Here is a 25238-nt window from a genome sequence, read left to right as displayed (position 1 = left end):
TTTTTATTCTACTAATAAATCATCTATTTTATTTATAAGTGATTTAAATCCAAATCTGTTAAACTGATTGATTGTTTCATCCTTATTAATTTGAATTTTAAAATCATCAAGCGATTTATCAACAGGATAGTTTTTTCTTATTGTAGCCAAATCCTTAGACATAAGAGCTGTTTCTCTGTAAGTAATCATCGCTTTAATAGGACTTCTGCTAATACCAAGTTTCTCTTTCCACCATTTAGCAAGTTCTTTCTGGGCTTTTTCATCCTTACAGTCATCTATTGCAGCATAAATATTCTCTACTGTCCCATACTCTTTAAGCAAAGGAAAAGCAGCACTACTAACACCTTTTACTCCAGGAATATTATCACTTGTATCACCCTGTATTCCCTTCAAATCCGGAATTTGGGAAGGTTTAACACCATATTCATTTATGCACACTTCTTCTGTGACTTCAATTGCCTTATCCGGAAGGGTAAACTCTCTTTTATCATAACCATACTTTGAACTGTATTTTGCTATGATTTCATCTGCTGCCTCGTTTTTGGTCTGAACAAGCCATAAACGTGTATATTCATTGACAAGCTGCAAATAATCATGATCTTTGGTAATGATATATGTTGGTATATCTTTTTCAAATTTTGCAGCAATACTTCCAACAATATCATCAGCTTCAAAATTGTCATCAAAAAATACAGGAAATCCCATTTTAATGAGCATATTTTCCATATTTACAAACTGCTCTTTTAATGGATCTGGGGTTTCTCCTCTATTTGCTTTATAATCAGCATATTTCTCACGTCGGAAGGTATCTCTTGTTTTATCAAAAGCAAAAGCCATATGTGTAGGTTTTTGCTCTTTAATAATTTTTTGAATAACTTTAATCATGGTGAACATAGCATTAGTATACTCTCCCTGATCATTATGCATTATCTGATTGTACATCAGTTTCTTTTTCTCTTCATCTTTCTCAAACAGAATAGCTCGAGGAAGATTTCCATAATATGAAGTTACCAGCATTGAACTTCCATCTATTAGTATTAATCTTTCATCTGTCATATTTATCATCCTTTTTCAAGTGAATCCAACAATTCTTTCAATTTATCATAAGGAATAAGTGCTTCTGGTACCAGAAAGAACTTTCTACCATTTACGTCTCTTTCAATGATCTTATCTTCAGGAAGAACCACAACATCCTTGTGATAATTCTCTATGCCTTCAAATTTAACTTCTTTCTCTTCTTCAGGTCTTGTTATAATCTCAACATCTTTGTTCTGATTGATAGATGTATCAATATTTTCGCTTTGATGAATAGCTTCATCCATATGAAGAGAATATCCCTCTTTAGCAGTATCATCTATATATGAATCCTGAACCATCTCTGCCTCTTTTGATATTATCGATGCAGATGCCTTTGGTTTTGGTAAAGGCTTTACGTAATCCGGCAATGTTGCCATGAACATTTCTCTAAGCATATTTCTTTCAGGATCATTCTTCACACAGCAAAAAATATTGTCAAAATCAGATGCCCTATCATTAAATGAAGGATAAATAAATCCAGCAATAGGATTTCCAAGAACTTTTATAACATCTGACTGATGTAGCTTATTCTCTGAAGTCTTCATAAGTCCGCCTTTTTCTGGCTTGAACGAACAAATGCAAGCTGCCATGTAATTAAATACTTCTTCACTTTCTCCAGTCTTTGTCTTAGAAGAATCTTTTACAGGTACATCATATGTGTCGGAAAAGACGAGAAGGGCGTACTCTCCATTCATAGTATAAGAATCAAGTATCTTCTCTGCCCATATTCTTACTAGATTAGCATCTGGTATATTAGAAGCCGAAAGTGCTGTAAGCATTTTTTGGTTATCACCCGAAATCTCTATGTCATTTGCAAAAGCACCGCTTGCAGATGAATATCCTTTTGACAAAATAGTCAGGAATCGTTTTCTTTCATCATCAGAAAGTGTAAGAAAACGTGAGCTTTCAACATTATCAACAATGCTTTCTTCATCGTTTTTATGAAAAATAGCATATGATAAACCCGAAAAAGAACAGTCTGTATATTTAAATCTTTTCTTTATTTCCATTAATTCTGCTTTAGTCATAATTAAGCCTTTCAAATATAATAAAATATAAAGTTTGCATTTTATTATATCACAGGTCATTACATTTCTGATTATTTATGTTAACTGCATCACGTCAAAGTTTCGATGCTTCGATGTAGTGAAATTGCACAAAATTTATATATTTTTTATATCTTTTGATGTTGATTTTCCACTAAAAAGTGTTATTCTAAGTATAAGATAGAACGAGAAAAAAATACAATTATTACATCATGGTTAGTTCAAAAGTTACTGCTTTTATATTGTGATCTTAGTTACTGTTTGCACGTATTTTAATAGTAAGCAGTAACAAGTTCTGTGAAGGGTTGCACGAAAGGAGAACTTGTTATGTTTGAGAAGATTATGAACACATTGCATTCGAACTACTTCCGTGAGATGCTTAGAAAAGAGGAGGAAGAATCTGAAAATATCATGAAACGTGAAATAAGTCATGAATTTCAAGGCATTCAAGAAGCACTTTGTACAATAAATAGAACTACATACAGATAAAAATAAAAGGTTATCTAGTTAGCATGCTAGATAACCTTTTTATAATAGTGTATTTAAAATAAAAGCTTATATTTATTTTGTTTTCGGAAGTCTCAGACCAATGCTGTCTGAAACATAACACTTTCCATCAAGTCTTCTTACAAAATACTTTGCTTTTCTTATTACAGTCTCATCTGTGGTATACTCTATCATATAAATCTTCAAATTGCTTTTATGGCATTTAAATAAATAATCCGTATAATATTTTCTTGTTTCCTTGCTCTGCTCGCCAAACTTTGGCGTTGTATAATCTTTGATATATGAAAAAACAGATTCCTGATTAACTCCTGTAATTAGATTCTGTCTTCCATTTTCTATCAAATTCTCTACAAATCTGTCACCGCCATTTATTATAACATCCAGATTAGTCTCTGAAATCTGAACCAGCATATTGAATAAGCCTGTATATATCTTTGTCTTTGGATAATTGTCATATACATCCGTATTGTCAATAAAGAATCCATCGATGCCTTTCGCCATCAAGTCAGGAACAAGCGTTGAAGTCACATATTCCTGCCACTTTGTGGAAGATACATCTATCCAATACTCCTCTGGCCAATTTTCATATGAATCAAGTGTAATAGATGAAAACTCGTTATAATATGGTCTCCAATTCTCTAAAGAACCTATATTCAAATAGGAATAAACCTTTTTATTCTGACTTTTTAGTTTTCTAACTTCCCCAGATGTAAAATTCTGCGCATCAATAACTATTTCATCATAACCCTTTATTGATTCGTAATCATCCTTATCAGTAATACCTATAAATACTCCATAACTACTTTTATCCATATCTCCATCCGCAATCGTTACTTTTCTTACTGTTATAGTCAAAAGCAGACAAAGTATTATCGCTATAATCCCTGCATACTTGTAATCAAATTTAATTTTCTTCATATTGCTCCCATATTAAGCCTGAAAAATATTTTTTGTACACCTGCAGATTGATGATAAATAAACGTAACACCCCAATGCAAGATTATAGAATAACATAGACTGAATGTTCATGCAAATATTTTTATTTAAAAATCATAAATATTATTCCAATTGACAAAAAAGGTCCTAAAGCTAATATTTTTTTGCTATTTTGTTTCTTCAAAAAAATAAAATAGCAAAGGCAGGCTATTATTAATCCTGCAAAAATAGCCCATAACTGTCTTTCAAACCCAAGAAGAAGTGAAGTTGATACTACTAATTTAACATCTCCTCCTCCAATTGCTCTGCCCTTAGTAAACTTATATAACAAAATAAAAGCACCGCCTACCAGTATTAATGCCTGTATCTTGTCTGATACATTTTCTTTGCAATCAATGCAACTGAATATTCCAAGTATAAATAAAAAAACATTGAATAATAAGGGAATTTTATACGTCTTAAAATCGACAATAGAAATATTAATAAGAATATATGCCGCTAATACTTTTAAAATCCATGCAAATTCAAAATAGAAATATGTTAATAATAAAATTAAACCTATAAATAATCCAGAAAAAATGCTTTTGCAAACAGATTTTGCTCCTAAATTTTCTCTGGAAACTGAATCTATAGTAATACCTGATAATAATCCGACTAAAAAAACAACAATAAAAAACATAAAAACTAATAATGTGCTATACGATTTTCATTCATTCCCGTGCAGACATAATGAATGAACAAATCATCCGGATTTGTCCCAATTATAATTCTTACATCAGGGTTTAATGCATAGTAATCGTATGCATTGAAAAAATCACTATTGTAAGGATATTCAATCATTCTTGATACTTCATACAAAGATATTCCATTTATCAGTGCTATTGTCGTATCTACAATAATACTATCATACCCTAGTAACGAAATTGATATTTTTGAAAGTTTCCTTGAAACTGCCTCTTTTCCAAAATCAGAAAAATGAACACCATCTCTATCAAGTTTAAGATTCTTGCCACTTTCAGGATTACTTTCTTTTGTAAGCGAATATATATCCGCATATATGATACCATTTACCTGCGCTACAGCTTGAGCAGCCTTGGCATAGTCTTCTACTGTCCCATAGCTGTTACTTGCATCGCATCCATTTCCTATAATATTACCATCATCATCTACAATCTCACACTCAGATGGTCCAGTAATGATGAAGCTTGAAAGCGGAAAACTTTCTTTTAACATTTTTATTCCACTATCAAGTGCACCATAATAGCTGTATCTATCATTCCCCCATATAGGTACATCGTTCATGTAGTCATTTATTCCATACTCAATTATAAATATATCTGTCTTGGATAAATCACAACCATTATAAGCATAATAAGGAAAAACAGAAGTAAATACATCTATTGGATTCTTTATATTTTGTATCACCTCTGCAATATCCACTATTCCATTATTATCATTGGATGAAGATGCCATAGACCCCCCCATTGCACAATTAAAGACCTGTGAATGAGTATAGATGGCAAGACGTGAAGCAAGTCCACTGCTTGTACGATCTCTATCAAATTGACTATCGCCAAAAACAACTATCTGCGGCTTTTTTCCAAACTTTCCCTGAACATAATCAGTTGGACCATTCTCAACAAATGCCGGCATTTCATTTGCTTTTGTCAAATCACCTGATACTCCCTCGTCCTGTGAATCTTCTACGGAGAAACTATCAGAATCATCAGCCACACTAACAGCTGGCAGAGATAAAAAGATTACCCCTGCCAATACTGGAAATATCACTAATATTTTTCGGATTAGGTTACGACGCATAATTGTCTCCTTTTATGTTATGACCTAAATGCGAAAGAAAAGTTAGTGTATAAAAAACATCAATCCAAATAATCCTTAAGCTTACGGCTACGGCTTGGGTGACGAAGTTTTCTAAGTGCCTTAGCCTCAATCTGACGGATACGCTCTCTGGTTACGTTGAATTCTTTACCAACTTCCTCGAGAGTTCTAGCTCTTCCATCATCAAGACCAAAACGAAGACGAAGAACTTTCTGCTCTCTTTCTGTAAGAGTGCTTAAAACTTCTCCAAGCTGCTCTTTAAGAAGAGTGAATGCAGCTGCATCTGCAGGTACAGGTACATTATCATCCTGAATAAAGTCACCAAGATGGCTATCTTCCTCTTCACCAATAGGTGTTTCAAGTGAAACAGGTTCCTGTGAAATCTTAAGAATCTCACGAACTCTATCAACCGGCATGCTCATCTCTTTTGCAATTTCTTCTGGTGTGGGTTCACGACCAAGTTCCTGAAGCAACTGCCTGCTGACACGGATGAGTTTATTAATTGTCTCAACCATGTGTACAGGAATACGAATTGTTCTTGCCTGATCAGCAATAGCACGAGTTATTGCCTGTCTAATCCACCATGTTGCATAGGTGGAAAACTTAAATCCCTTACGGAAATCAAACTTTTCAACAGCCTTGATAAGACCAAGGTTTCCTTCCTGAATAAGGTCAAGGAAAAGCATGCCTCTTCCTACATAACGCTTTGCAATACTTACAACAAGTCTAAGGTTAGCTTCTGCAAGCTTATTCTTGGCATCATTACCATAGTACACAAGATCTTTGAGTTCTTTATCAGTCTTGCCTTCTACCATGGCTTTTTCTTCATCTTTTAATTTAACTTTAGAACGATCAGATGCCTTCAAAAGCTTTTCGGCAACCATCCCCACTTCCATATGTCTTGCAAGTTCAATCTCATCATCTGCAGACAAAAGCGGTACTTTACCAATTTCCTTAAGGTACATACGTACCGGATCTTCAATACTGATTCCCTCCGGAGCAGAAAGATCGATACTAGCCATATCGATTTCTTCTTCATCAGAAAGATCTATCTCATCATCATCATCTACAACATCATCTGTATCATCAGACATTCTGAGTACGTCGATTCCAGACTGTTCTAACACTTCAAGAACCTTATCAAGATGTTCCTCATCAAGATTCAAATCAGCAAAAAAGTCACTGATTTCATCATATTCAAGAACATTCTTTTTCTTTTTTGCACGAGCAAGAAGCTCTTTTAATTTCTCTTTGAATTTCTCAAGAGAAGCTTCATCCATCTCACCATTTTGAGCTGCGCTGTCATTCTTTCCCTTTTTAGACTTAGAAGTTGTCTTTTTAGGAACTTTTGGTTCAATTTCAAAATCATCATCCATTAAATCAATGTCGTTAAAAAAATTTTCATTATCCACTGTTATATAGCTTCCTTTTCCAAAAATATTTGCTATTTTACTACCTATGTTACGAATATCGTACGTACAAAAAATTTAGTCCAGTGATATGCGAGTATGCGCCAGTTTTTCGAGTTCTTTTTTACCCTCGATAGTTAATGTAATTGCGTCTGCGTTATCAAGCTGTAACTCTTTCATCTGCTTTTCATACGATGTCGTACGAATATTCATGATAATATCATGCATGGCTTTCTCTTTTTCATCTTTAGTTTCAATTCTTATCAGGTTAGTATTGAATATTTCAGCTACTTTTGCCTGATCCTTAGTTTCTGAAAAAAGAGATACAACCGTTGCTGGAAGAAAACTTCCTTCATCCAAACCTTCAAACATTTTTTCGGCAACTTTACGATATAAATCATCTGTAAAATCACTTACTTTAATATATTTTTTTACTACCGTATACAGTGTAGGTTCATCTGCAAGCCATGTCAACAAAACTCTTTGTGACTTTAATATTGTATCGGCAGGGTCTGTCTTCTTAACATAAGAATTCTTTGGTTTTTCTAAATTTTTTCTTGGTATACCGGTAGCTGCCACAGATACAACTAAAGCTTTTAAATCTTTCACCGGTATATTAAATCTTGCTGCTACAGCCTGTGTATAATTTTCTCGTTCGAGATTTTCTTCAAACTGGCAAAGCATTTTTGCAATTTCTCTCTGAAACTGTGTTTTTGATGCAGGATCAGACATATCAAACTGCCTCTGTAACATTCTTATTTCAAAAAAGAAAGTATTCTCTGCTTCTTTAATTCTCTGCGCAAAAACTTCACTTCCTTCATTTTTGATAAATTCATCAGGATCCTTGTAAGGTTCAAGATTAAGCACCTTTCCCCTTAATCCAACTTCTTTGAGAATTTCTATTCCTCTAAGTGCTGCTTTAACTCCTGCACCATCACTATCATATGATAAGATGATTTCATTTGTATAGCGCTTTAAAATCTGTGCCTGACCTGAAGTAAACGCTGTTCCCAGCGATGCAACAGCCTCTGTAAATCCAGCTTGATGCATGGCTATTACATCCATGTAGCCTTCACACAAAATAAGATGTCCTTTATTTGCATTCTTAGCATAATTCAAACCATAAAGATTTCTACTTTTGTCAAAAACAGGTGTTTCGGGCGAATTCAAATACTTTGGTTTTCCATCACCCATAACTCGCCCGCCAAATCCTATTACATGCTGACTTGCATCCATGATTGGAAACATAACCCGATTCCAAAACTTATCGTGTGTTCCAAACTTTTCATCAAAAGATGCCAAACCTGCCTCTATTATGTCACTATCTTTATATCCTTTAGCCTTCAGGTATGTAACAATTTCTTTACCTGAAATGCCTGAATATCCAAGACCAAATCGCTGCATTGTAGCATCAGAAAGTTTTCTGTCACGAAAATATTCAAGCCCTGCTTTTCCTCTCTCACTTCTTAATTGCTTATAATAATATTTTGCAGCTTCTTTATTTATATTTAAAAGTAATTGTCTTTTATTCCTCTGTTCAACAGCTCCAGGATTATCTGTGACTTCCGGCAGTTCTACTCCACACTCTTTGGCTAAATCCTCAAGTGCTTCAGGAAATGTCATGTTATTGTATTCCTGTATAAAAGTAAAAACGTCACCGCCTTTTCCACAGCCAAAGCAATGATATATTTGTTTGGTTTTGGAAACAGAAAAAGAAGGACTCTTTTCGTTATGAAAAGGACAAAGCCCCATATAGCTATTGCCTTTTTTCTCTAAATGAACATATTTACCTATTATATCGACTATGTCGCATTTTGAGCGAATTTCTTCTACTAAATCATGATTAAACTGCATTTTCTTCCTTTAATAAACTGACCACGACTTTGGAATAAATAAATCCTGATAACGCGCTATTGCAAAACGATCCGTCATCGACGCCACGTAGTCACATGTAATTCTTTCTTTTGGTTCTCCATTTTCAATTAAACGAAGAAGATACATAGGAAATAAATCCTCATGTTTTAAATAGTATTCATACAAAGTCCTTACTAAATCTACAGCTTTTCCTTCTTCGCTTTTGGCAACGGGGTTAGTATAGACATGACTAAACATAAACTTTCTAAGATTAAGCATAGCCTCGCCAACTTCTTCTGACATTTTTATGTCATTTTCACCATAACTGTTCTCTACTATATCATGAATAAATGTATCAAGCCATTCATGAATACTTCTGCCTACAACTTTACAGATGCTCTCCGGAACATCAGATTCCGATAGGATTCTTCCACGAATTGCATCATCCATATCATGGTGAATATAAGCAATTTTATCAGAAAGTCGAACAATCTTCCCCTCTAACGTAGCTGGCATTAAATCAAGTTCATGATTTAGTATACCATCACGAACTTCCCATGTAAGATTAAGTCCCTTGCCGTTTTTCTCCAATATTTCGACTGTTCGAAGACTCTGCTCATTATGTTTAAAACCAAGTGGACACACATTGCTAAGTGCACGCTCCCCTGCATGTCCAAAAGGTGTATGACCTAAATCGTGTGCAAGAGCGATTGCCTCTGTTAAATCTTCATTTAATCTAAGTGCCCTTGCTATTGTTCTTGCATTCTGCGCAACCTCAAGGGTATGCGTCATTCTAGTCCTGTAATGATCTCCATCTGGGGTGAGGAAAACTTGTGTTTTATCTTTTAATCTACGAAAAGATTTCGAATACAATATTCTATCCCTATCTCTTTGAAAACAAGGTCTGATATCGCATAATTCTTCCGGCCTGACTCTCCCCTTAGAATTCGAGCTCATCGTTGCATAAGGACTTAAAGTCTCCAACTCTCTCTTTTCTAAAGCCTCTCGTATGATCAATTATCTTCCCTCTCCATATATCAGTCTAGTATGCTAGAGTCTTTGCTCCATTCATCTTTTCGCATATCATACTGCTCATTTATCCATCGAATAGCTTTATCGAAGCCTTCTTCGGATATTTCAAACATTTCCGATGTCAAGTCGTCCTTTTTCATATAACCATAAGCATATGGCTCTTTCCAGACTGACGCTAATAAGCTCGCCTTGGACCTTTGATCAACCGGTGTAAATACGACATTTTCCAGTGGCTCGCGTGCCAATCGATAGCGCATTCCCTTATAACTGCCAAAATACGCTTCACCATAATCATAGTGACGTAGTGGAAAAAAATCTTTTTTCTTTATCTTAAGTTCATCGTTTCCCATTAAAACTCTATACGTCCTGTATCTTGATTATTAATTACATAAAAAGCTTTTGCTTCATTAGGTTTAATATACACTTGCATATCATGAATTTCTGACAATTTATGACCTTTATTTATATAATCAAGTCTGGCTTTCTCGAGAATATCTTCAGACCTGATCTCATGATCATTGTATTGAAGAAAAATTTCACTTTTTATTGCTTTCTTTGCAGCATTTTCTGAAAGATCATCTGTAACAATCTTTGCCATGCGTGATGCAGGTTCAGTTGCCTTCTTTGCTTTCTTTAGATATGGATCAGCCTTAGTCTTAAGCGTTTCTACAACCGGCTCAGTCTTGGAGATAATCTCTTCAACAACCGGTTCTGCCTTTGTCCTAATATTCTCCATAACAGGCTCTGCCTTACTCCTCAAATCCTTAGCAACAGGAGCTGCATTTTTAACAGCATTCTCTACATATGGTGTAGCCTTATCAATATATGGCTTTGCAACCTCTGAAACAGAATTTACAAACTTTTTTACTTTATTCTCATTGTTACCATTGTTATCAGCACTCTTATAAGCCATAGCAAGTCCTCCACAAAAGATAAGCAAGTTAAAAGTATTTTTTCGCATATAAAAACAAGCAAAAAATCGAATGTCTCAATTATAACACATTTTTTCAACTACTTCGACTTTTTACCTTAATTTTTTATATAATATTTAAACCAGCCAAGACTTTATTTTTTATAAAGATTTTGATCAATTTTTTTGATATGTTTTATTTTTGTACTGACTTACATCTTACTGTTACCCTGTTTGCTCCACCTATAGTACATGTAAACACAGTTAAATCCCAATCACCCTCAAGCATCTTATCAACATCTTCTGCTCCAATTATTTCAATTGAGACAACTTCATAACCAAACTCATTTCCAAGGGTATCAGTTACAATTATTTTATCCTTACTGTTAAGCATCTTAAGTCTCCCAAAATGCCTATCGTAGTTATGACCAGCAATTATAAGACTATTCTCATATACTGAACCAACGTATCTACACGGAGATTTTTTGGCATTTATTGAAGACCAGTTACTTTGAACCGGAAGTTCTATAGACAAAGATGGAATCTTAATCGTTCCTATAAAAGAATATCCCTCCGATTCTATAGCTGGCATTTCACCAGTTTTTTTTACGGTTGCCTGATAGCCTGAATAATTACCTGGAATCTGTGCTTTCACTGCATCCAAATACTTTGATGAACTTTTTCCAGCTTTTTCATTTTCCTTGATATTTCTAATCACAAAACAAGCCGAAAGAAACATTAGAATTATCCCTATCAGCATGCAGATTCTGCCTTTTGTTACCATTTAAATATCTTTATTCCTTTCGCTATGAAAGCCATATACAAACAATAGTATCCCAATAATCGCAAGAGCAAATACAGGCATCCATTCCTGTCCTGTTTGAGGAAGTCTTCTTCTTCCTAAAACTTCCGGAGTATCATCTCCTGTAATAACTCTTCTTGAAACTCCAAGAACTTCTTCAACCGGAGTTCTTGGCTTATCTGGCTCATTAGGCTGTTCCGGATTTTGTGGCTTGTCGGGTTTTCCTGGTTTTTGGGGAGAATCAGGATATGTATTTGTTATAATAAATGTTTCTTTATTACTATCTACCATAACCGTATAATTCTCTGGGACTTTTTCTGCAACTGACCATTTGCTTCCTTCATCAGACTCCCAATGATATGACCATCCATTAGACGAATCAAGAGTCACAGTATCATATTTTTCACCATTTAAATACAGTTCTACTTCAATTTTTCGAGGTCTTTTATTCTCATTTCCCAAATCCATCCATCTTTTCATGAGTAAATACTCTTTTTTCTTTGGATGAATTATTTTTTCACACTTAGGAACGCCTACTACATTGTAACTAATAAAATTAGCATCTATATTCTGAGTATCATTTACATTCTGCGGAATAGATACAAAAAAAGAACTAAATGTATAAGTGCAGTCATCAAGCTTAAGCGGACTTGTTACAACAAGATAAATTCCAAGTTCCAAATCAGAAAAAAGAGCCTCTCCACTTATATCAGAAACATTGCTTTTTGTTTCAGCAACTTTATTAGTATATATATATGACTCAATAGGAGTTTTTACCAAATCCCACTCTTCATTCCTAGTAATAGAGTTTATATCTGTTATTGGAAAAAGATTCTTATCATTATAAGGAGGCAATAATACAAAGCTTGCATTTTCTTTTATCTTTGCAATCTGATATATTTTAACCGTCACATTCGCCAAACTCTCTGTATCATATTGATATTTAAGACAAAGAGTTCCTTTTTTGCTCGTATCAATACTACCATTTGCAAAAGCATAAGTTTCATAGAATAAAGAAACGAGAACTATTACCAAAACAAACGAAAAAACTTTGGATATTTTCCTTATGAAATTTTTTATCTTTTTTTCAAAAAAACAATTCATATTAACCTCGAGTCCCAGTTCCTTTGCTCGATGTCCTGATAAGTGCAATTAAAAACGCAACAAACAAAATCGGTGCAGCAATAAATGGTGCTACCATTACCGGTGTGAAACGTACAGCATCAGCAACAATAATCGAGTTTTGACTCTCATATTCTATACGCTTGCCACGCACAAGAAGCCTATGAGTATTAACACCATAAGGAGTGCATGTTACAAGAGTACAATAATCTTCTCCCTTTGAAACTGACAAAAGAGAAGTTTCATCTGGCAATACAATGTTTATCTGATCAACCTGATATGCAAAAGTCTTATCCATAACATGAACAAGAAAAACATCTCCAACTATCATTTGATCTAAGTCTGTCAGAAGTTTCGAAGAAGGAAGTCCTCTATGACCGGATAATACAGTATGAGTGCTTTCACCACCAGTAGGCAACGATGATCCTGGAAGATGTCCTATTCCAACTGCAAGAGTAGTCTCTTCTACGCCATGATAAATCGGAAGATTAACACCAATATTCTCTATCTCCAAATATCCCATTATTCCTGTTTGGGTGGGATCTAAAAGCTTGTTATATTCTGCCAAAGTCTTATCAGTAACTTCAAAACTCGTCTTCTGATCCGCGAGGCGTTTATTAAACGCCTCAGCTTCTTTCCAAAACTTTTCAAAATCTGCAGGCTTTACATTCGCAAGCTGCTTCGAATAATTATCAATAGCTTTGCTTTGATGTTTTGAATTAATATAATTACTTACAGACGGATAAAGAACTATTCCAAGTCCACTCACAAGTATCAAAACAAGTATTAAATTAGCCAGATATTTTTTAAAAAAATTACGCATTACTCCTTTGTCACTTTACGCTTTGCAAGAAGTGTTACAACAGCCAAAAGAACCATTGAACCACCAACCATATAGAAAATTCTTGTTCCTATTCCACCAGTTGAAGGAAGAAGTGTACCCTTCTTATTCAAAATATCAACTGTGTACTGCTCAACATTATCATCAGCATTTGATGTTACAGAATAGGTTCCATCAATTGTAGTACCATTTTGTCTATTAAGATTAACTGTAATAACGCCATCATAGATGTTATATCCATCTTCAACAGAAAGCTCTACTAACGAGAACAGTCCATCAGCATCAAATCCATGAAGATTTGCCATACCAGACTCTGTTGTAGTAATAACTGCGCTTGTTCCATTTCCGTTTTCATTAACGTTATATACACCATCTTTAACATCAAAAGTCACTAACTTTTGGGAAAGATTTGCGTCATTTTTTACATTTTCAAAAGTTTTAAGTTCAAGAACTTTTCTGTACTCTTCATCTGAAAGAGCTCCTTTAAAGAGCATGAAGTCAGCCTTAAGATTTCTGCTATCATCACCATACTTGTGAAGCTTGAAATCATATGTATAAGTCTTAGTCTTATCCCATTCTGTAAATGTTCCATTTTTGTACTCAAGACGTGTCTTGTTCTCAACACCTGTACCAACAACTGCTTTCTCATTCAACACAGCAGAATAAAGAAGTTCAAAATCTTCCTGGCCATTTCTTGATTTCATATAAGAATCAGAGAATGTAACTACGAATGTACAAATCTCACCATCTTTTTCAACATCGTAATCAACAGTATAGTCTGTTCCTTCTGTAAGTCCGGAAACTCTTACCTTATTCTCACCTTCTTTTACAAGTGTAAGACCTTCCTGCATTACGTCGTAGATTACTCCCTTGCTGGCATTCTTATCAAGATGGATATTAGACTTAAAGTTTACTACTTCACCTACTGCTGCATCATCGAAATCACCGAACTCTTTTGTAGAATCCTCTTCAACTGCTTTATCGATTGTTGAAGGAGTGTTCTTTTCAACAACATCAGCATGTGGATTTGTAGTTTCAATACTAAGTACAGTACCTACTTGAGAAGAAAGTACATAATAACCCATATCAAGGTTTGTGAAATTTACAGTTCCGTTATCGCCTGCTACGCTGTTTCCTGCAAGAACAAGATCTGAAGTATCGGCATTTTCCAAATATTCAGAGACCTTTTTAGCCATCTGCTTTGCAGCTTCTTGATTAGCAATATCACTTCCTCTATCTATCCACTGTACCAAGTCATCTGAACAGCTGTTGTTGTCTGCACCGTAGCTAAGAGTAAAATACTCGCCAAGATTATTTGCGATAAAGTTTTCCCATGTCATTGAAGCTGGAGAATAATTACCAACTGCATGACCTTGTGTACCTGGATTTCCAAGAGAATTGTAGTCCATCATTCTATAAATCTTGTATTCCTGTCCTTTAACAGCACTACTTACTGTTATTGAACCATTACCAACAGCATATGCAATGTTTCCGATTCCCATACCGCAAACCATGCTTGAAGCCATAACAGCAGTTACAAATTTCTTAATTCTGTTCATTTTTTTCTTTTTTCCTTCCATGAAAAATCATTCATTCCCACATAATCTCTTGTTAATGCAACATCAATATTCCCTTAAGCTTCTACTCTTTACCAAAAAAATTGTCAAAGAGATTAGTATCATAATTATTCCAACTACGTGCCACTTCTTAGTACCCTTTCCTCCTGTTTCAGGAAGCTCATAGTTTGAAAGCGTGTTCTCGCAGCGATACTCTAGTTTTATTGTTTTGTAAAAGTTTTTCCAGCAGTTTCCTGCTACGTTTGTAGCAGTGCCAGTTCTGTCAAAGTACCTTACGTTGTCTGTTATTTCATTTCCATATTGATCTGTTTCGACAAAATAGTATGCAACAGAATATTTTCCAACATTTACAGGCAATCCATTAAATGTAGCTTCAAAGTTATTTTCCTCTGACAAAGCTATAAGATCACCTTTTCCATCACCATTTAAATCTACCCAGATTGGAACATTTCTATTCGCTTTACTTGTTGACATAAGCTTGAAATAAGCTATTCTTCCTTTTATTTTTTCAGAAGAAGCATCAAGCTTTTCGCCCTTAAATACCCAGTCTTTGTTAATGGTCACTGATGTAGATGCATTAGTTAAAGTGACCTGATGATTTCCATCCTGATCTACTATCTCATCCTTGTAGCCAACAAGAAAATAACCTTCAACCTGATTTCCGCCACCTTTTTCAACATCATATTGTTGCATTTCAGTCAAGTTGCCATTCTTATCCTGATAATACTCAAAAACTTTATACTGATAAGTCTGACCGCTGCAATTTCCAAGCGGCAAGTTCTCGAAGGTATAGCTCCAATTATTATTGGCTGTTAAATCAGCTTCCCATCTATCTGTCATAACCTCATTATTGTCAACTAGCTTTACGCCTTTATCATTCCAATTTTTGCCATCAAGTGACCACTTAAGGACAACATGAACTTTATCCCATCTATTTTTCTCTGAATCGTTCTCCCACTTTTTATTCACTGTATATTTTATATAATGAATATTCGTTATCCATGCTTCATTACTCTCATTTGCCCATGAATAATTGGCTACAGAAGAAAATTCATTCACTTCTCCTGTTGTAGAAAGATACCCTTGTGGAATCTTTGTTTCTTTAACAAGGTAGCGCACTTTCTTACCATTTATCCTCGATGGAAGTCCTGTCCACTGACACTTCCAAATAGTTGTATCAGTTCTTTCCATGGTAGGCCTTTTATTAAGAATGCTCTTAGGCACTTCTTTTATCTGCCAATCATCTTCAGCTCTGTAATAGAGTTTGAAATCAACTTCATTTGGTGAAGGAAGCTTTGCTCCTCCATTAATCCACATTTTTTTGAAAAGAACTCTCACCGAAGTGTAATTGTAAAAAATAATTTCCTTGCAATTATATGATCTTCCGGCAAGTACCGTTGACCATGAAGCTTCTGAAGGATTAGACATGTGACCAATTGCATGAAAATCTGGGCCATTATCTGCAACATAGTACGTTGTTAAATTACCTTCCACTTTTTTGCAGACCTTGAAATGAACAAGGTAAACGCTATTGTCATATGTGCATTCCGGGTCATTACCCTTTTCTTCATATATTCTGTAGTAATAATCTCCCTCTTTTTCAACATTTCCAAAATCAAAGGTTATTATTCCTTTATTGTTCTGAACGACTATAGGATTTCCAAAATATTTACTGTTTCCATTGCTGTCAACCTTAAACTGTTTTGCGTTGAAATTATACTTTTGATTATCATATGCCGGATGATCGTCAACGAGTTTCTGAGCATACATAATCAATTTTGCCGGAACTGTTTTTTTCTGCAAATTCGGAGTTGGAATATCCTTTGGCATATTTCTCCAGACGCAGTGCCATTCATTTCCGTTATTGCACAGCTTATTAACAAATGCCCATCCTGAAGATGTACCTGAAATCTTCATTTCTGCATATGGTGCAACGAAGATTCCCAAAACTCCTCCATCAGTATCGACACTTTTTGCATATGGCATATTGAATATAATTGATTCTGATTCTCTTTGAACTGCACTTCCTGACTGAGAAGTCGATTCAAATCTTCCTTCTCCATCAGTTACTTCTACATAAAACCTTGGAATTGACACTTGTTCTAATGAAATATTGAAAACAATTTTCTGGTTTTTCCTTTTTTTAATGGATAAGCCTCCATTTTGAACAGATTTCCAATATTTTCCAAAATAATCATCTGTTGCTATATAATAAGTTCCATCTCCGCTTTTAGAAATATCAACCTCTGTCGAGTTCTGATCTGGTGTATTGGTTTTGTACACATTCCAATCGCTTTGATAATACATCTGCCATGACGTTTCTGCTATTTTCTGATTCATCTGGTCAATGTAAGAGTTTATCAAAGAAGTGTCTAAATCAGTTATTTTTCTATATCCATACGATACATTAACTTTATAGGCATCTTTCGAAGGAACATATACATTTCCTCTGTCAACTCTAATACCGCATCCGACTTCTCCGAGGTAACATACACCAGGATTATTATTACCCGTATATGCTCCAAGAGTTATATTTCCGCCATCGCCATAGAATTTTTTGGTTGCAACATTTGAATCCATATGTGCCATTTTTTGAATTTCGTTTGCAACAATTCCAAAATACTTGGCATCTCCGAAAGAATAATCGATACCAACATCCATTCCTTTTTGCAAAGAATAAGGATTAACATAAACACCTGTTTTAGTGGTAAATGCTACTATTGAGAAGCTATCGAGTTCAAAACTTGCTTTTTCTTTGTCTATATCCACATTTCCATTTGTAAGCGGCTCTGCTTTAATATCACTTGCTGTGATATCACTTGTTTTTATGTTTAAATTGTCATCACTTTTCTTATCTTCTGAAACCGGAAGATGAACTATTTCTACTGAGTCTTTTTCCTTAGCACTAATATTCTCTTTCAACTGATTAGAAATAAATTCAACATTTATCTTTACGCTTCCAGCCTCAGGTTCGATTTCATTATCATCCAAAAAGAAAGCTATATCATAGAGCAAAGTATTTGTTTCATCATATTTTATTTCTTTTGAATCATTTGATTTAGCAATAGCCTTTGAATTGTTATTAAGCGATTCCATATAAGCTTCGTAATTGTACTCTTCTGAATGCATTGTAACAGGTGTTACCCTCAGCTTTGCATCATCTGGAAGCGCTTCCGGCTTTTCTAGAATTGCTGTAACCTTAACTTTTGAATCCTGATATGAATAAATTCGTTTAACTCTTTCTTCTTGTTTTTGATAAACAAAACAAATATCTGTATCTTCTTTGATTTCAGCAACGGTCGCATCTTCTGTTTCATAAAAAAAAGAAGAATTTTCTTCTTTATCAACAGTCGATGCTGTATGAGATTTATCACTTACCGTTTTGTTCTTAAAAATATTCTTGATCTTAACATCTCCAATTTTAGAATGTAGGTACTTATATCCTTCAATTTCTCTTGGAGCCTTGCTTAAATCAAGTTTATCCTTAATACTGAGAACACTTTTATCTTCGCCATTTTTACGATAAATAATCTGTCCATCTTTATCAACATACAAAGAGTAAACAATAGCCTTATTTTGCTCCTTGATTTCTTTATCTTTAGAAGAGGCAGAAACTGAACTGTTTGATAAGTCATCTGTACTTTCCAAACTCGAACTATCCGAAGCATCTTTAACAGACATTCCTTTATCGGATGATACTTCATTCACTGCACTATCTGATTGTGATGCCAAATCATTTTTGCTATTTTCTTGTTGTTCTTCGTTATTCCCTGGATTTACCTTGCCTTCATCATTTTGACTTAAAGAACCATACTCTTCTTGACTTTTTTCTTCACTTTTATCTTGTTCATCTTCTGTTTGTACATCTTCATTAGTCTCACTGTTTCTTTCATCATTAGAATCTGTATCAAGAACCATTCCAACTTCACCTGTAGAATCACTAGTAAGTGCAGACGCAGACTTATGAAGAATGTACATTGTGGTAATAACAGCTACAGCTACTACCAAAAGCATTATTCTTAAAACTAGATTTTTATTCTTTTTTATGCTCAGATAGAGTTTAGCCCAATCTTCGTCTCTTTTTCGCATATTATCATCCCTGATTTTATTTTCCAGTTTTCAGTATCCCCATTCTCCCAAATGGATATACTCTAAAAAATACCTTTCCTATAAGTTGTTCTTTTGTAACGCATCCTACCGAATTAGATCTTGAATCTATTGATTCACTCCTGTTATCTCCCAAAACAAAATACCTGTTTTCAGGCACCTGATATGGAAATTTTATATCCGTCGGTTCCAGACTTTTCTTAGTAACTAAATAGTCCTCTTCTATTGGATTACCATTAATCGAAACATTACCTGCCTCGTCAATATTTATCCAATCTCCAGGTGATCCTATTACTCTTTTAACCAGAACTTTGTTGTTATAATAAAAAGCAATCATCTCGCCAACCTGAAAATCTTCTGTATTGCGCGCCAACACTATTTCTCCTGTTTCTAAAGATGGATACATACTATTACCGCTTATTCGCAAAACCGTAACAAAAAAGCTTGAAATAAGAACAGCAATAGCACCAGCTACTAACACTGCAAATATTGCCTGTTTTAAAGTTTTCCTAAATTCACTTTTTTTCTGAATTCTTATTAGCTCTTTTCTCAGTTCATCTGCACTTGGCTTTTGAATCTCTTCTTTTTTTTCATTAGATATTTTTTCTGACATAATTGAACTCATATTTCGTTTCTATCTATACACATACTGTCTTTATATATCCCTACACAAGCAATTAGATGCAAGTTTTCTCTAACCTAGCTAAATTCCAGCAGCTCTACTCATCTTGCTGCATTTTAGCCTTGTTTCATCTTCCATTTTCTGACATTTTATAATTGTGTCTCTTTCTAACTGTTCTAATCCGCGTTTTGTTTCGTACATTTCTCTTTTAAAGTCTTCATATTCTTCTTTTGCTTTGTTTTCGATTGTTGAAACATATAAATCAGCAGCCTTCTGCGCAGCTTCCATTATTCCTCCAAGCTGAATAGATGCCTCTGCAAGTGATTGGGAATTCTCAATCTTTCTAAGTGAATCGTCTACTTCGCATTGCATCTGCTTTTTTTCTCTCTCAAGCCTTGCTTTAAGACCAGAAATATCCTTATCAAATTTTTCCTGCATTATCGCCTTTTGCTCTGAAAACTTTTGACGCATTTCACTTCTTTCTAAATCAAAGTTTTCAATGAGCATGCTCCGTTCCTTAGCACTTTCCTGCAAAATTTGTTCTTTTTCTTTTTCAAACTGTTCTAATAAGTTTTTTTCTCTTTCAGCAGCTGCTTCGGCATCTTCGGAAAACTTAAGCATCATTTCCAAAAGCTGTGCTCTGCTTAGTTTCTTCAAATCTAACTTAGACATATTTCTTTTTCCTTGCTCAATACTTTTCAATTTTGAACACACATCTATTAATGACTTTAATATTATCACAAAAAGCTCACGCATTTACAAAAAAATTTCTTTTTGTGAGTTTTTTACAACCATATATACTTATATTTGAATATAAATAGTCATTATTTTAGAAAATCCATCTTGCAAGTTAAAAATGATTCTCAAAAATAATGTGGCCATGAAAATCTTTCCAAAGAAAGAATCACCTACTTGATAAAAAAACACAATAAAAAAGCTTCTTGAAATTAAAAGTAAGCTTAACGCTTATTCTTCTAATTCCAGGAAGCGATAGTTTTAAATCACTATTTTTGTCGCTCAAGCCGCGTCACGGTATTTATAACCTTTCCGCTTCTTTCGGACAACTTTATCTTTAATGCTAACCAAAACTTTTTTATAACCAGATACAAAATCATATCTACATACAAACTGGTAACTAGCCTCTGCTAACATCACACCCGAAATAGTATCAACTATTGCATGTTGCTTCGTTGTGAGGGTTGATATACAAATAGCTAGTGTAAATAAAACAGAAAAATATTTATATGCTTTTGGTATATCATTCTGTCTTCTAATTGCTATAACACTAAACCAACTTGTCAAACAATGAATCGATGGAAACAGATTATCCGCTGCATCTATTCTATACAGAAAAACCATTGCAAGATTGAATACTCCATCATCTGAAGGTACTGGTCTTGATTTCGTAGTAGGTATGACCACGAAGCAAATAAGACAAACGAATTTTGCTATGAAATCAGCACTTAGGAACTTTTCTGCTTCTTCCTCATCCTGAAGACAACCAAACGCATAATTGATTCCCCAGAACAAATAGCACCCAAAATAAATAATTATGGTCCAGGATGCAAATGGAATTTTGTCATCCAACATAGTCGTCATGTCAAAATGTTCCATTTTCTTTGTAAACAAACGGGTTCCGAAGTATGTAATCATATGTAAAGCAATCGAACTAAGTAAAAATAACAATACAGGACTGTGAATTGCTTTTTTAAATCTTTCCCAATACTTTTTAAAAAATCCATTTATCTTCATATTATTTTCCCACTTATCATTATTGAAAACTTGTCTTTCAATAATATTTATCCAAGTTTCACAGTAATGATTCCCCAATCATCACAGGTATCTCATTTCCAACTTTTTCCCTTGCCAAAATATCCCTGTTGACTTTCACTTTTTCATTTAATAACACAATAATTGTAGAACCGCCGTATTCAAAAAAGCCCTTTTCTTCTCCCTTCTTAACAACCGAAGAAGGTTCAGAGTTCTTAGAATTAGCAATTTTCCCTACAAGCATTGCCCCAACTTCCATTTGAATGACTTTTCTATTGTCATCACATTTCATAACAATGTATTCTCTAGAATTCTGCGAGAAAACATTCAGCTTACCTACCGCAATTGGTCTTACGCAATGCAAAACTCCCTTTATTTTGCGAAAAGCCTCAATCTTGCCATCAGCACAAAAATCATATCTATGGTAATGACAAGGTGTCAATCTAAAGATAAGAGCAGTGCCACCTTTAAATTCCTTCGAAAGCTTCTTACTTTTTAAAAGACGTCTAAGATCATATCTGCTATGTTTAATCTCAAAAACAGAATCATCATCTATATCTTTAACAGTAAGATAACCATCACAAGGAGAAATAAGTTGTGCTTTGTCATCTATATACGGTACTACCTTAAGCTTTCTTGTAAAAAAATCATTAAACGATTTATATCCACCCTTAGGGATAATAAACCTGTCCATATTAATACCATTCTTTTTAACAAACCACGGTATTATTACCTTAGAGTACTTTGAAGACATGTACTTTGCAAAAACTTTTGAAATTCTAGGGTCAATCAAAATCTTTAAAAAAAATCTACCAAGTACTGTTCCATATAAAAATCTTACAGACAATGACTCTTTCATGCCAGCTTCCATCCTACAAAGAAAATCCCAAAAGCCTCTGCAAGTCCAACAATAATAAGACAGATTTTTCCAACAAGATTAGGCTTCTTAACTTCTATTGGAGAAAGAAATCCAATTCCACAAAAACATAATAAAACTGCATATGGAATAAAACTCTTAAATCTATTCTCAACATTTAAAATGTAAATAACCGGAAGTAATATAGCAATCGTTGTAACTGGTACTCCCTGAAATACAGATCTCTTCTCTGAAGTATGATTCTGTCTCTCTTCTTCTAATACATTGAAGTAAGCCAGTCTAATCAAAGCAGAAAGAGCATACAACGAAGATACAATTCCAATAGCAAAATTTTTCTCAGAAATCATGTATACAAAAATAGCAGGCATAATTCCAAAACTAATAAGATCACTCAATGAATCTATCTGGATACCAAAACGCTTCTCACTAAAGCTTCTCTCCTTGGTTGAAGCAACTGTTCCATCGAACATATCACACAATCCAGCCAACATCAAAAGCATAACCGAATCAAGAAAATTACAGTTAATAGCCATCAAAATAGATGTAAATGCGCACAACATTCCAACATAAGTCAGAACAACAGTATAATCATAGTATCCAAGCATCTTTTTCGTCTTCATCGGTAACAATCTCCTCCAAAATTCTATAAAACTACGAGTATTATACTCCCTCTTTTGGTTCAAAACAGTTATCGTCATTCGTCACTTTATTCCAAATAAGCAAAAATTGTTTACTAACCACTACTTGTAAACAGTAATTAGAATCATACTAAGTATTGCTTAAAATTAGATTAAAAAGCATATGCTATCAACCTCAAAAGTAATCATAACCTATATCACCTTATGAAGTAATTTTCTTATCAGTAAGTAGTGACAAACTATCCGATAAATTGTTTTGTTTATTTTTTTGCAAAAGAAAAGCTTCAAAGCACTCCCTTCTCTAGTGCTCTGAAGCCTTGCAAACTAGTGCGGAAGAAGGGACTTGAACCCTCACGATATAACTATCACAAGATCCTTAGTCTTGCTCGTCTGCCAATTCCGACACTTCCGCGAACAATCATCGCGTTCATCTCTCGCGACGACTTGTTTATAATAGCAAGAATTTTCCCAAACGTCAACAATAATTTACAAACTTTTTTTCGTTTATTTATTTTTTCTGCTAAAAAGGCGCTAAATACATAACACATACAAATTTATTATTATGTTAATTCGTTTTGATTCGAGTTTCGCGAGAACAAAAACCAAGTGGCAAACCGCTCCAAGGCTTAGCACTAAAAAAGAACAGTTTGCATAGTTTTTAGAACGAAGTTACCAAAATCTATGACTTCTTGCTGAGATTTAGGATAATCATCAGCAAGAATCCTGCTTTGCAGGACAAAATTTATCTTAACGACAAATTTTGGTCTGGTACGGTTCTTGATTTTCCTGATGAAAACAAGAACCTATACATATCAATTGAATGGCCAAGAAGCTTCATGATCAAAAGTTCATCTCTAGCATCTGCTGCTGCATTATGTACCTCATTATAACTATTATCCTTCTTCAGCATTCTTAAGATTTCTTCTACTCCATAGCCTCTTTTCAGTCGCCCAGTCTTACAAAATTCCATATTCTGAGGAATTGAAGCATTATATTGTTTATAGGCCGCAAGTCTCATGATGTCATGCCACGCAAAATCAGCCAATTCTGGCAGATGTCCATAGTCAAATTTAGCATTGTAAGCATATATTTTAGTAATATTCCGAGCTTCCAAGTATTTTTTCAAATCAATCATAGCTACTTTTCTAGTACATTTAATATCTTCCACTCCTGACTTTCCATATAACACATTCGAGAACATTCCCCCACGGATGCTTTCACGTTCAAAGATATAATATTTCACATCCAGGCACTCAAAACTTTTAGAATCTCCTATCGCCACTCCAACACTCATAACTTCATTATCCCAGTTAGTCTCAGTGTCAATTACCGCAATTAGTTCTTCTGATTTTGCATTATTATGTTTATCTTCTTTCTTTAACGATGCTTTCTCTTTTCCATGAGGAATAGATGAATTTTTAATCTGCTCTAAAAAGTCAAGTGATCTGTTTCCTACCATTATTACTTATTCTTCGCTTTCCTTTTCTTTATTTTTCTCTAATTTAGGCTCTAAAGCCTTCTCTTCATTTTTTATCTCCCAATGAATAAGGAATGTGAGTGTTGCTCTAAGAGCAATAATTGCACCAAGTATTCCAAGCTCTGACCATTCTCTGACTACAACAGTTCTAAGCACCTCTCCTCCTAGCTTGAATTCCAGTGCAAGGGCAATTCCCTGTGCAAGTTCCAGTCTTATCGAATCATCTTTCTTGAGCCAAAAAACAAAACTCTTAAGAGCTGTGAAAACAAGAATACAAATACCAAACATTTCAAGAAGAAGTGTAGAAAATTCAACTATGTAGTGCAATATGTGCTCTGCTTCATAATAAAACGTTTCCATAAAGACTCCTTTCTGAACCATTTGTTGACACTCTCTTCTTTATTATAACATTTTGATATCTATTTTGACGAATGCATGTGAACATGTTACGTGAAGCCTCACACGACTAAAGTCGCGTGCTTCCTATTGCCACAATCTACGTTGTGGTTGCCTTTTAGGGCATCGGACTGCGTTTCTGTCCATACGGCTAAAACTCAGTACTTAGGCAACTAATATGTTGTCTAAGACCGCATTTAAGCTAATAAGGTCAGCCAACGTGCAGGTGCTTCTCTTAGAGCACTGAGGGACTTTAGCCTCAATGTCCAACCTGTCCGTCACCGAACAGGATTTAAAAATTTCTCGTATATAATAGCGGGCTGCTATATTATACGAAGCGTTAAGATCACAGTTGTATGTTTTGCCATTTTGAAATCTGCACAAACTGTATGTAGGCATATC

At 34.5% G+C, this 25238-nt stretch carries 23 protein-coding genes and 1 tRNA gene; 1 reads left to right on the top strand and 23 read right to left on the bottom strand.

Annotated features, from left to right (window positions below):
• Positions 1-3: 3 nt before the first annotated feature.
• Positions 4-1056 carry a 5'-3' exonuclease gene (locus G634_RS18940; protein WP_051233872.1) on the bottom strand — a complete coding sequence of 351 codons (1053 nt, stop codon included), beginning with the start codon at positions 1054-1056 and terminating at the stop codon, positions 4-6.
• Positions 1057-1061: 5 nt separating this feature from the next.
• Entirely contained in the window at positions 1062-2105 is a 1044-nt protein-coding gene (locus tag G634_RS0111275) for a DUF4317 family protein (RefSeq protein ID WP_026505382.1), read from the bottom strand.
• Positions 2106-2450: 345 nt separating this feature from the next.
• Here G634_RS0111275 and G634_RS21215 point away from each other — a divergent pair, with 345 nt between their 5' ends.
• Positions 2451-2612, top strand: coding sequence for a hypothetical protein (locus G634_RS21215; protein ID WP_155830573.1), 162 nt, complete (start codon positions 2451-2453; stop codon positions 2610-2612).
• A 72-nt stretch (positions 2613-2684) separates the two neighbouring features.
• On the opposite strand, the gene G634_RS0111265 is transcribed toward G634_RS21215, so the two are convergent.
• From G634_RS0111265 to G634_RS0111165, 21 genes are all read right to left on the bottom strand, one after another.
• A complete protein-coding gene (locus G634_RS0111265) occupies positions 2685-3548 on the bottom strand; it encodes an endo alpha-1,4 polygalactosaminidase (RefSeq protein WP_026505381.1) in 864 nt (287 codons plus the stop codon).
• A gap of 121 nt (positions 3549-3669) precedes the next feature.
• Entirely contained in the window at positions 3670-4245 is a 576-nt protein-coding gene (locus tag G634_RS0111260; RefSeq protein WP_026505380.1) for a prepilin peptidase, read from the bottom strand.
• A gap of 5 nt (positions 4246-4250) precedes the next feature.
• A complete protein-coding gene (locus tag G634_RS0111255) occupies positions 4251-5384 on the bottom strand; it encodes an SGNH/GDSL hydrolase family protein (RefSeq protein ID WP_026505379.1) in 1134 nt (377 codons plus the stop codon).
• A gap of 59 nt (positions 5385-5443) precedes the next feature.
• Positions 5444-6682, bottom strand: coding sequence for an RNA polymerase sigma factor RpoD (gene rpoD, locus G634_RS0111250; RefSeq protein WP_026505378.1), 1239 nt, complete (start codon positions 6680-6682; stop codon positions 5444-5446).
• 207 nt (positions 6683-6889) lie between these two features.
• A complete protein-coding gene (dnaG, locus tag G634_RS0111245) occupies positions 6890-8665 on the bottom strand; it encodes a DNA primase (protein ID WP_026505377.1) in 1776 nt (591 codons plus the stop codon).
• A 9-nt stretch (positions 8666-8674) separates the two neighbouring features.
• Positions 8675-9682, bottom strand: coding sequence for a deoxyguanosinetriphosphate triphosphohydrolase (locus G634_RS0111240; protein WP_026505376.1), 1008 nt, complete (start codon positions 9680-9682; stop codon positions 8675-8677).
• A 20-nt stretch (positions 9683-9702) separates the two neighbouring features.
• Positions 9703-10047 (bottom strand): hypothetical protein, encoded by a 345-nt coding sequence (locus tag G634_RS18935; RefSeq protein WP_051233870.1) that lies wholly within the window; start codon positions 10045-10047, stop codon positions 9703-9705.
• The gene (locus G634_RS20390) at positions 10047-10610 is read right to left on the bottom strand and encodes a DUF6465 family protein (protein WP_051233868.1); all 564 of its coding nucleotides are present in this window, start codon (positions 10608-10610) and stop codon (positions 10047-10049) included. The genes G634_RS18935 and G634_RS20390 overlap by 1 nt, the downstream gene beginning before the upstream one ends.
• Before the next feature lie 193 nt (positions 10611-10803).
• A complete protein-coding gene (locus G634_RS0111225; RefSeq protein ID WP_051233866.1) occupies positions 10804-11391 on the bottom strand; it encodes a sortase in 588 nt (195 codons plus the stop codon).
• The gene (locus G634_RS0111220) at positions 11392-12513 is read right to left on the bottom strand and encodes a Cna B-type domain-containing protein (protein ID WP_026505374.1); all 1122 of its coding nucleotides are present in this window, start codon (positions 12511-12513) and stop codon (positions 11392-11394) included.
• Position 12514: 1 nt separating this feature from the next.
• On the bottom strand, positions 12515-13354 hold the full coding sequence (locus G634_RS0111215) for a class C sortase (RefSeq protein ID WP_026505373.1): 840 nt from the start codon (positions 13352-13354) through the stop codon (positions 12515-12517).
• On the bottom strand, positions 13354-14931 hold the full coding sequence (locus tag G634_RS0111210; protein ID WP_196805357.1) for an isopeptide-forming domain-containing fimbrial protein: 1578 nt from the start codon (positions 14929-14931) through the stop codon (positions 13354-13356). Before G634_RS0111210 ends, G634_RS0111215 begins: the two co-directional genes overlap by 1 nt.
• A gap of 63 nt (positions 14932-14994) precedes the next feature.
• On the bottom strand, positions 14995-19038 hold the full coding sequence (locus tag G634_RS0111205) for a Cna B-type domain-containing protein (protein ID WP_026505371.1): 4044 nt from the start codon (positions 19036-19038) through the stop codon (positions 14995-14997).
• Positions 19039-19054: 16 nt separating this feature from the next.
• Positions 19055-19669, bottom strand: coding sequence for a signal peptidase I (lepB, locus tag G634_RS0111200; protein WP_035799779.1), 615 nt, complete (start codon positions 19667-19669; stop codon positions 19055-19057).
• Positions 19670-19759: 90 nt separating this feature from the next.
• Positions 19760-20350: a hypothetical protein gene (locus tag G634_RS20385; RefSeq protein ID WP_155830572.1), complete on the bottom strand. Its 591-nt coding sequence runs from the start codon at positions 20348-20350 to the stop codon at positions 19760-19762.
• A gap of 345 nt (positions 20351-20695) precedes the next feature.
• Positions 20696-21430, bottom strand: coding sequence for a phosphatase PAP2 family protein (locus G634_RS18920; RefSeq protein WP_035799793.1), 735 nt, complete (start codon positions 21428-21430; stop codon positions 20696-20698).
• A gap of 58 nt (positions 21431-21488) precedes the next feature.
• The gene (locus tag G634_RS0111185) at positions 21489-22307 is read right to left on the bottom strand and encodes a phosphatidylserine decarboxylase (protein WP_051233860.1); all 819 of its coding nucleotides are present in this window, start codon (positions 22305-22307) and stop codon (positions 21489-21491) included.
• Positions 22304-22945 carry a CDP-alcohol phosphatidyltransferase family protein gene (locus tag G634_RS0111180; RefSeq protein WP_026505368.1) on the bottom strand — a complete coding sequence of 214 codons (642 nt, stop codon included), beginning with the start codon at positions 22943-22945 and terminating at the stop codon, positions 22304-22306. Before G634_RS0111180 ends, G634_RS0111185 begins: the two co-directional genes overlap by 4 nt.
• A gap of 346 nt (positions 22946-23291) precedes the next feature.
• Positions 23292-23375 (bottom strand) — tRNA-Leu (locus G634_RS0111175).
• A 330-nt stretch (positions 23376-23705) separates the two neighbouring features.
• Positions 23706-24422: a hypothetical protein gene (locus G634_RS18915; RefSeq protein WP_196805356.1), complete on the bottom strand. Its 717-nt coding sequence runs from the start codon at positions 24420-24422 to the stop codon at positions 23706-23708.
• 6 nt (positions 24423-24428) lie between these two features.
• Positions 24429-24800, bottom strand: coding sequence for a DUF1622 domain-containing protein (locus G634_RS0111165; RefSeq protein WP_026505367.1), 372 nt, complete (start codon positions 24798-24800; stop codon positions 24429-24431).
• Positions 24801-25238 lie beyond the last annotated feature (438 nt).

Source organism: Butyrivibrio sp. NC3005 (assembly GCF_000424545.1).
Taxonomy (GTDB): Bacteria; Bacillota; Clostridia; order Lachnospirales; family Lachnospiraceae; genus Butyrivibrio.
Note: the sequence above shows the minus strand (reverse complement) of the source record. Positions and strands in the feature narration are given on the sequence as shown.

Coding starts and splice junctions, on each gene's coding strand:
- G634_RS0111260 (WP_026505380.1), bottom strand. CDS start 4,245: ATGTTTTTTATTGTTGTTTTTTTAGTCGGATTATTATCAGGTATTACT.
- G634_RS20385 (WP_155830572.1), bottom strand. CDS start 20,350: ATGTCTAAGTTAGATTTGAAGAAACTAAGCAGAGCACAGCTTTTGGAA.
- G634_RS0111265 (WP_026505381.1), bottom strand. CDS start 3,548: ATGAAGAAAATTAAATTTGATTACAAGTATGCAGGGATTATAGCGATA.
- G634_RS0111205 (WP_026505371.1), bottom strand. CDS start 19,038: ATGCGAAAAAGAGACGAAGATTGGGCTAAACTCTATCTGAGCATAAAA.
- G634_RS18920 (WP_035799793.1), bottom strand. CDS start 21,430: ATGAAGATAAATGGATTTTTTAAAAAGTATTGGGAAAGATTTAAAAAA.
- G634_RS18915 (WP_196805356.1), bottom strand. CDS start 24,422: ATGGTAGGAAACAGATCACTTGACTTTTTAGAGCAGATTAAAAATTCA.
- G634_RS18940 (WP_051233872.1), bottom strand. CDS start 1,056: ATGACAGATGAAAGATTAATACTAATAGATGGAAGTTCAATGCTGGTA.
- G634_RS0111165 (WP_026505367.1), bottom strand. CDS start 24,800: ATGGAAACGTTTTATTATGAAGCAGAGCACATATTGCACTACATAGTT.
- G634_RS0111210 (WP_196805357.1), bottom strand. CDS start 14,931: ATGAACAGAATTAAGAAATTTGTAACTGCTGTTATGGCTTCAAGCATG.
- dnaG (WP_026505377.1), bottom strand. CDS start 8,665: ATGCAGTTTAATCATGATTTAGTAGAAGAAATTCGCTCAAAATGCGAC.
- G634_RS21215 (WP_155830573.1), top strand. CDS start 2,451: ATGTTTGAGAAGATTATGAACACATTGCATTCGAACTACTTCCGTGAG.
- G634_RS0111275 (WP_026505382.1), bottom strand. CDS start 2,105: ATGACTAAAGCAGAATTAATGGAAATAAAGAAAAGATTTAAATATACA.
- G634_RS0111255 (WP_026505379.1), bottom strand. CDS start 5,384: ATGCGTCGTAACCTAATCCGAAAAATATTAGTGATATTTCCAGTATTG.
- G634_RS0111220 (WP_026505374.1), bottom strand. CDS start 12,513: ATGAATTGTTTTTTTGAAAAAAAGATAAAAAATTTCATAAGGAAAATA.
- rpoD (WP_026505378.1), bottom strand. CDS start 6,682: ATGGATGAAGCTTCTCTTGAGAAATTCAAAGAGAAATTAAAAGAGCTT.
- G634_RS0111180 (WP_026505368.1), bottom strand. CDS start 22,945: ATGAAGACGAAAAAGATGCTTGGATACTATGATTATACTGTTGTTCTG.
- G634_RS0111185 (WP_051233860.1), bottom strand. CDS start 22,307: ATGAAAGAGTCATTGTCTGTAAGATTTTTATATGGAACAGTACTTGGT.
- G634_RS18935 (WP_051233870.1), bottom strand. CDS start 10,047: ATGGGAAACGATGAACTTAAGATAAAGAAAAAAGATTTTTTTCCACTA.
- G634_RS0111225 (WP_051233866.1), bottom strand. CDS start 11,391: ATGGTAACAAAAGGCAGAATCTGCATGCTGATAGGGATAATTCTAATG.
- lepB (WP_035799779.1), bottom strand. CDS start 19,669: ATGTCAGAAAAAATATCTAATGAAAAAAAAGAAGAGATTCAAAAGCCA.
- G634_RS20390 (WP_051233868.1), bottom strand. CDS start 10,610: ATGGCTTATAAGAGTGCTGATAACAATGGTAACAATGAGAATAAAGTA.
- G634_RS0111215 (WP_026505373.1), bottom strand. CDS start 13,354: ATGCGTAATTTTTTTAAAAAATATCTGGCTAATTTAATACTTGTTTTG.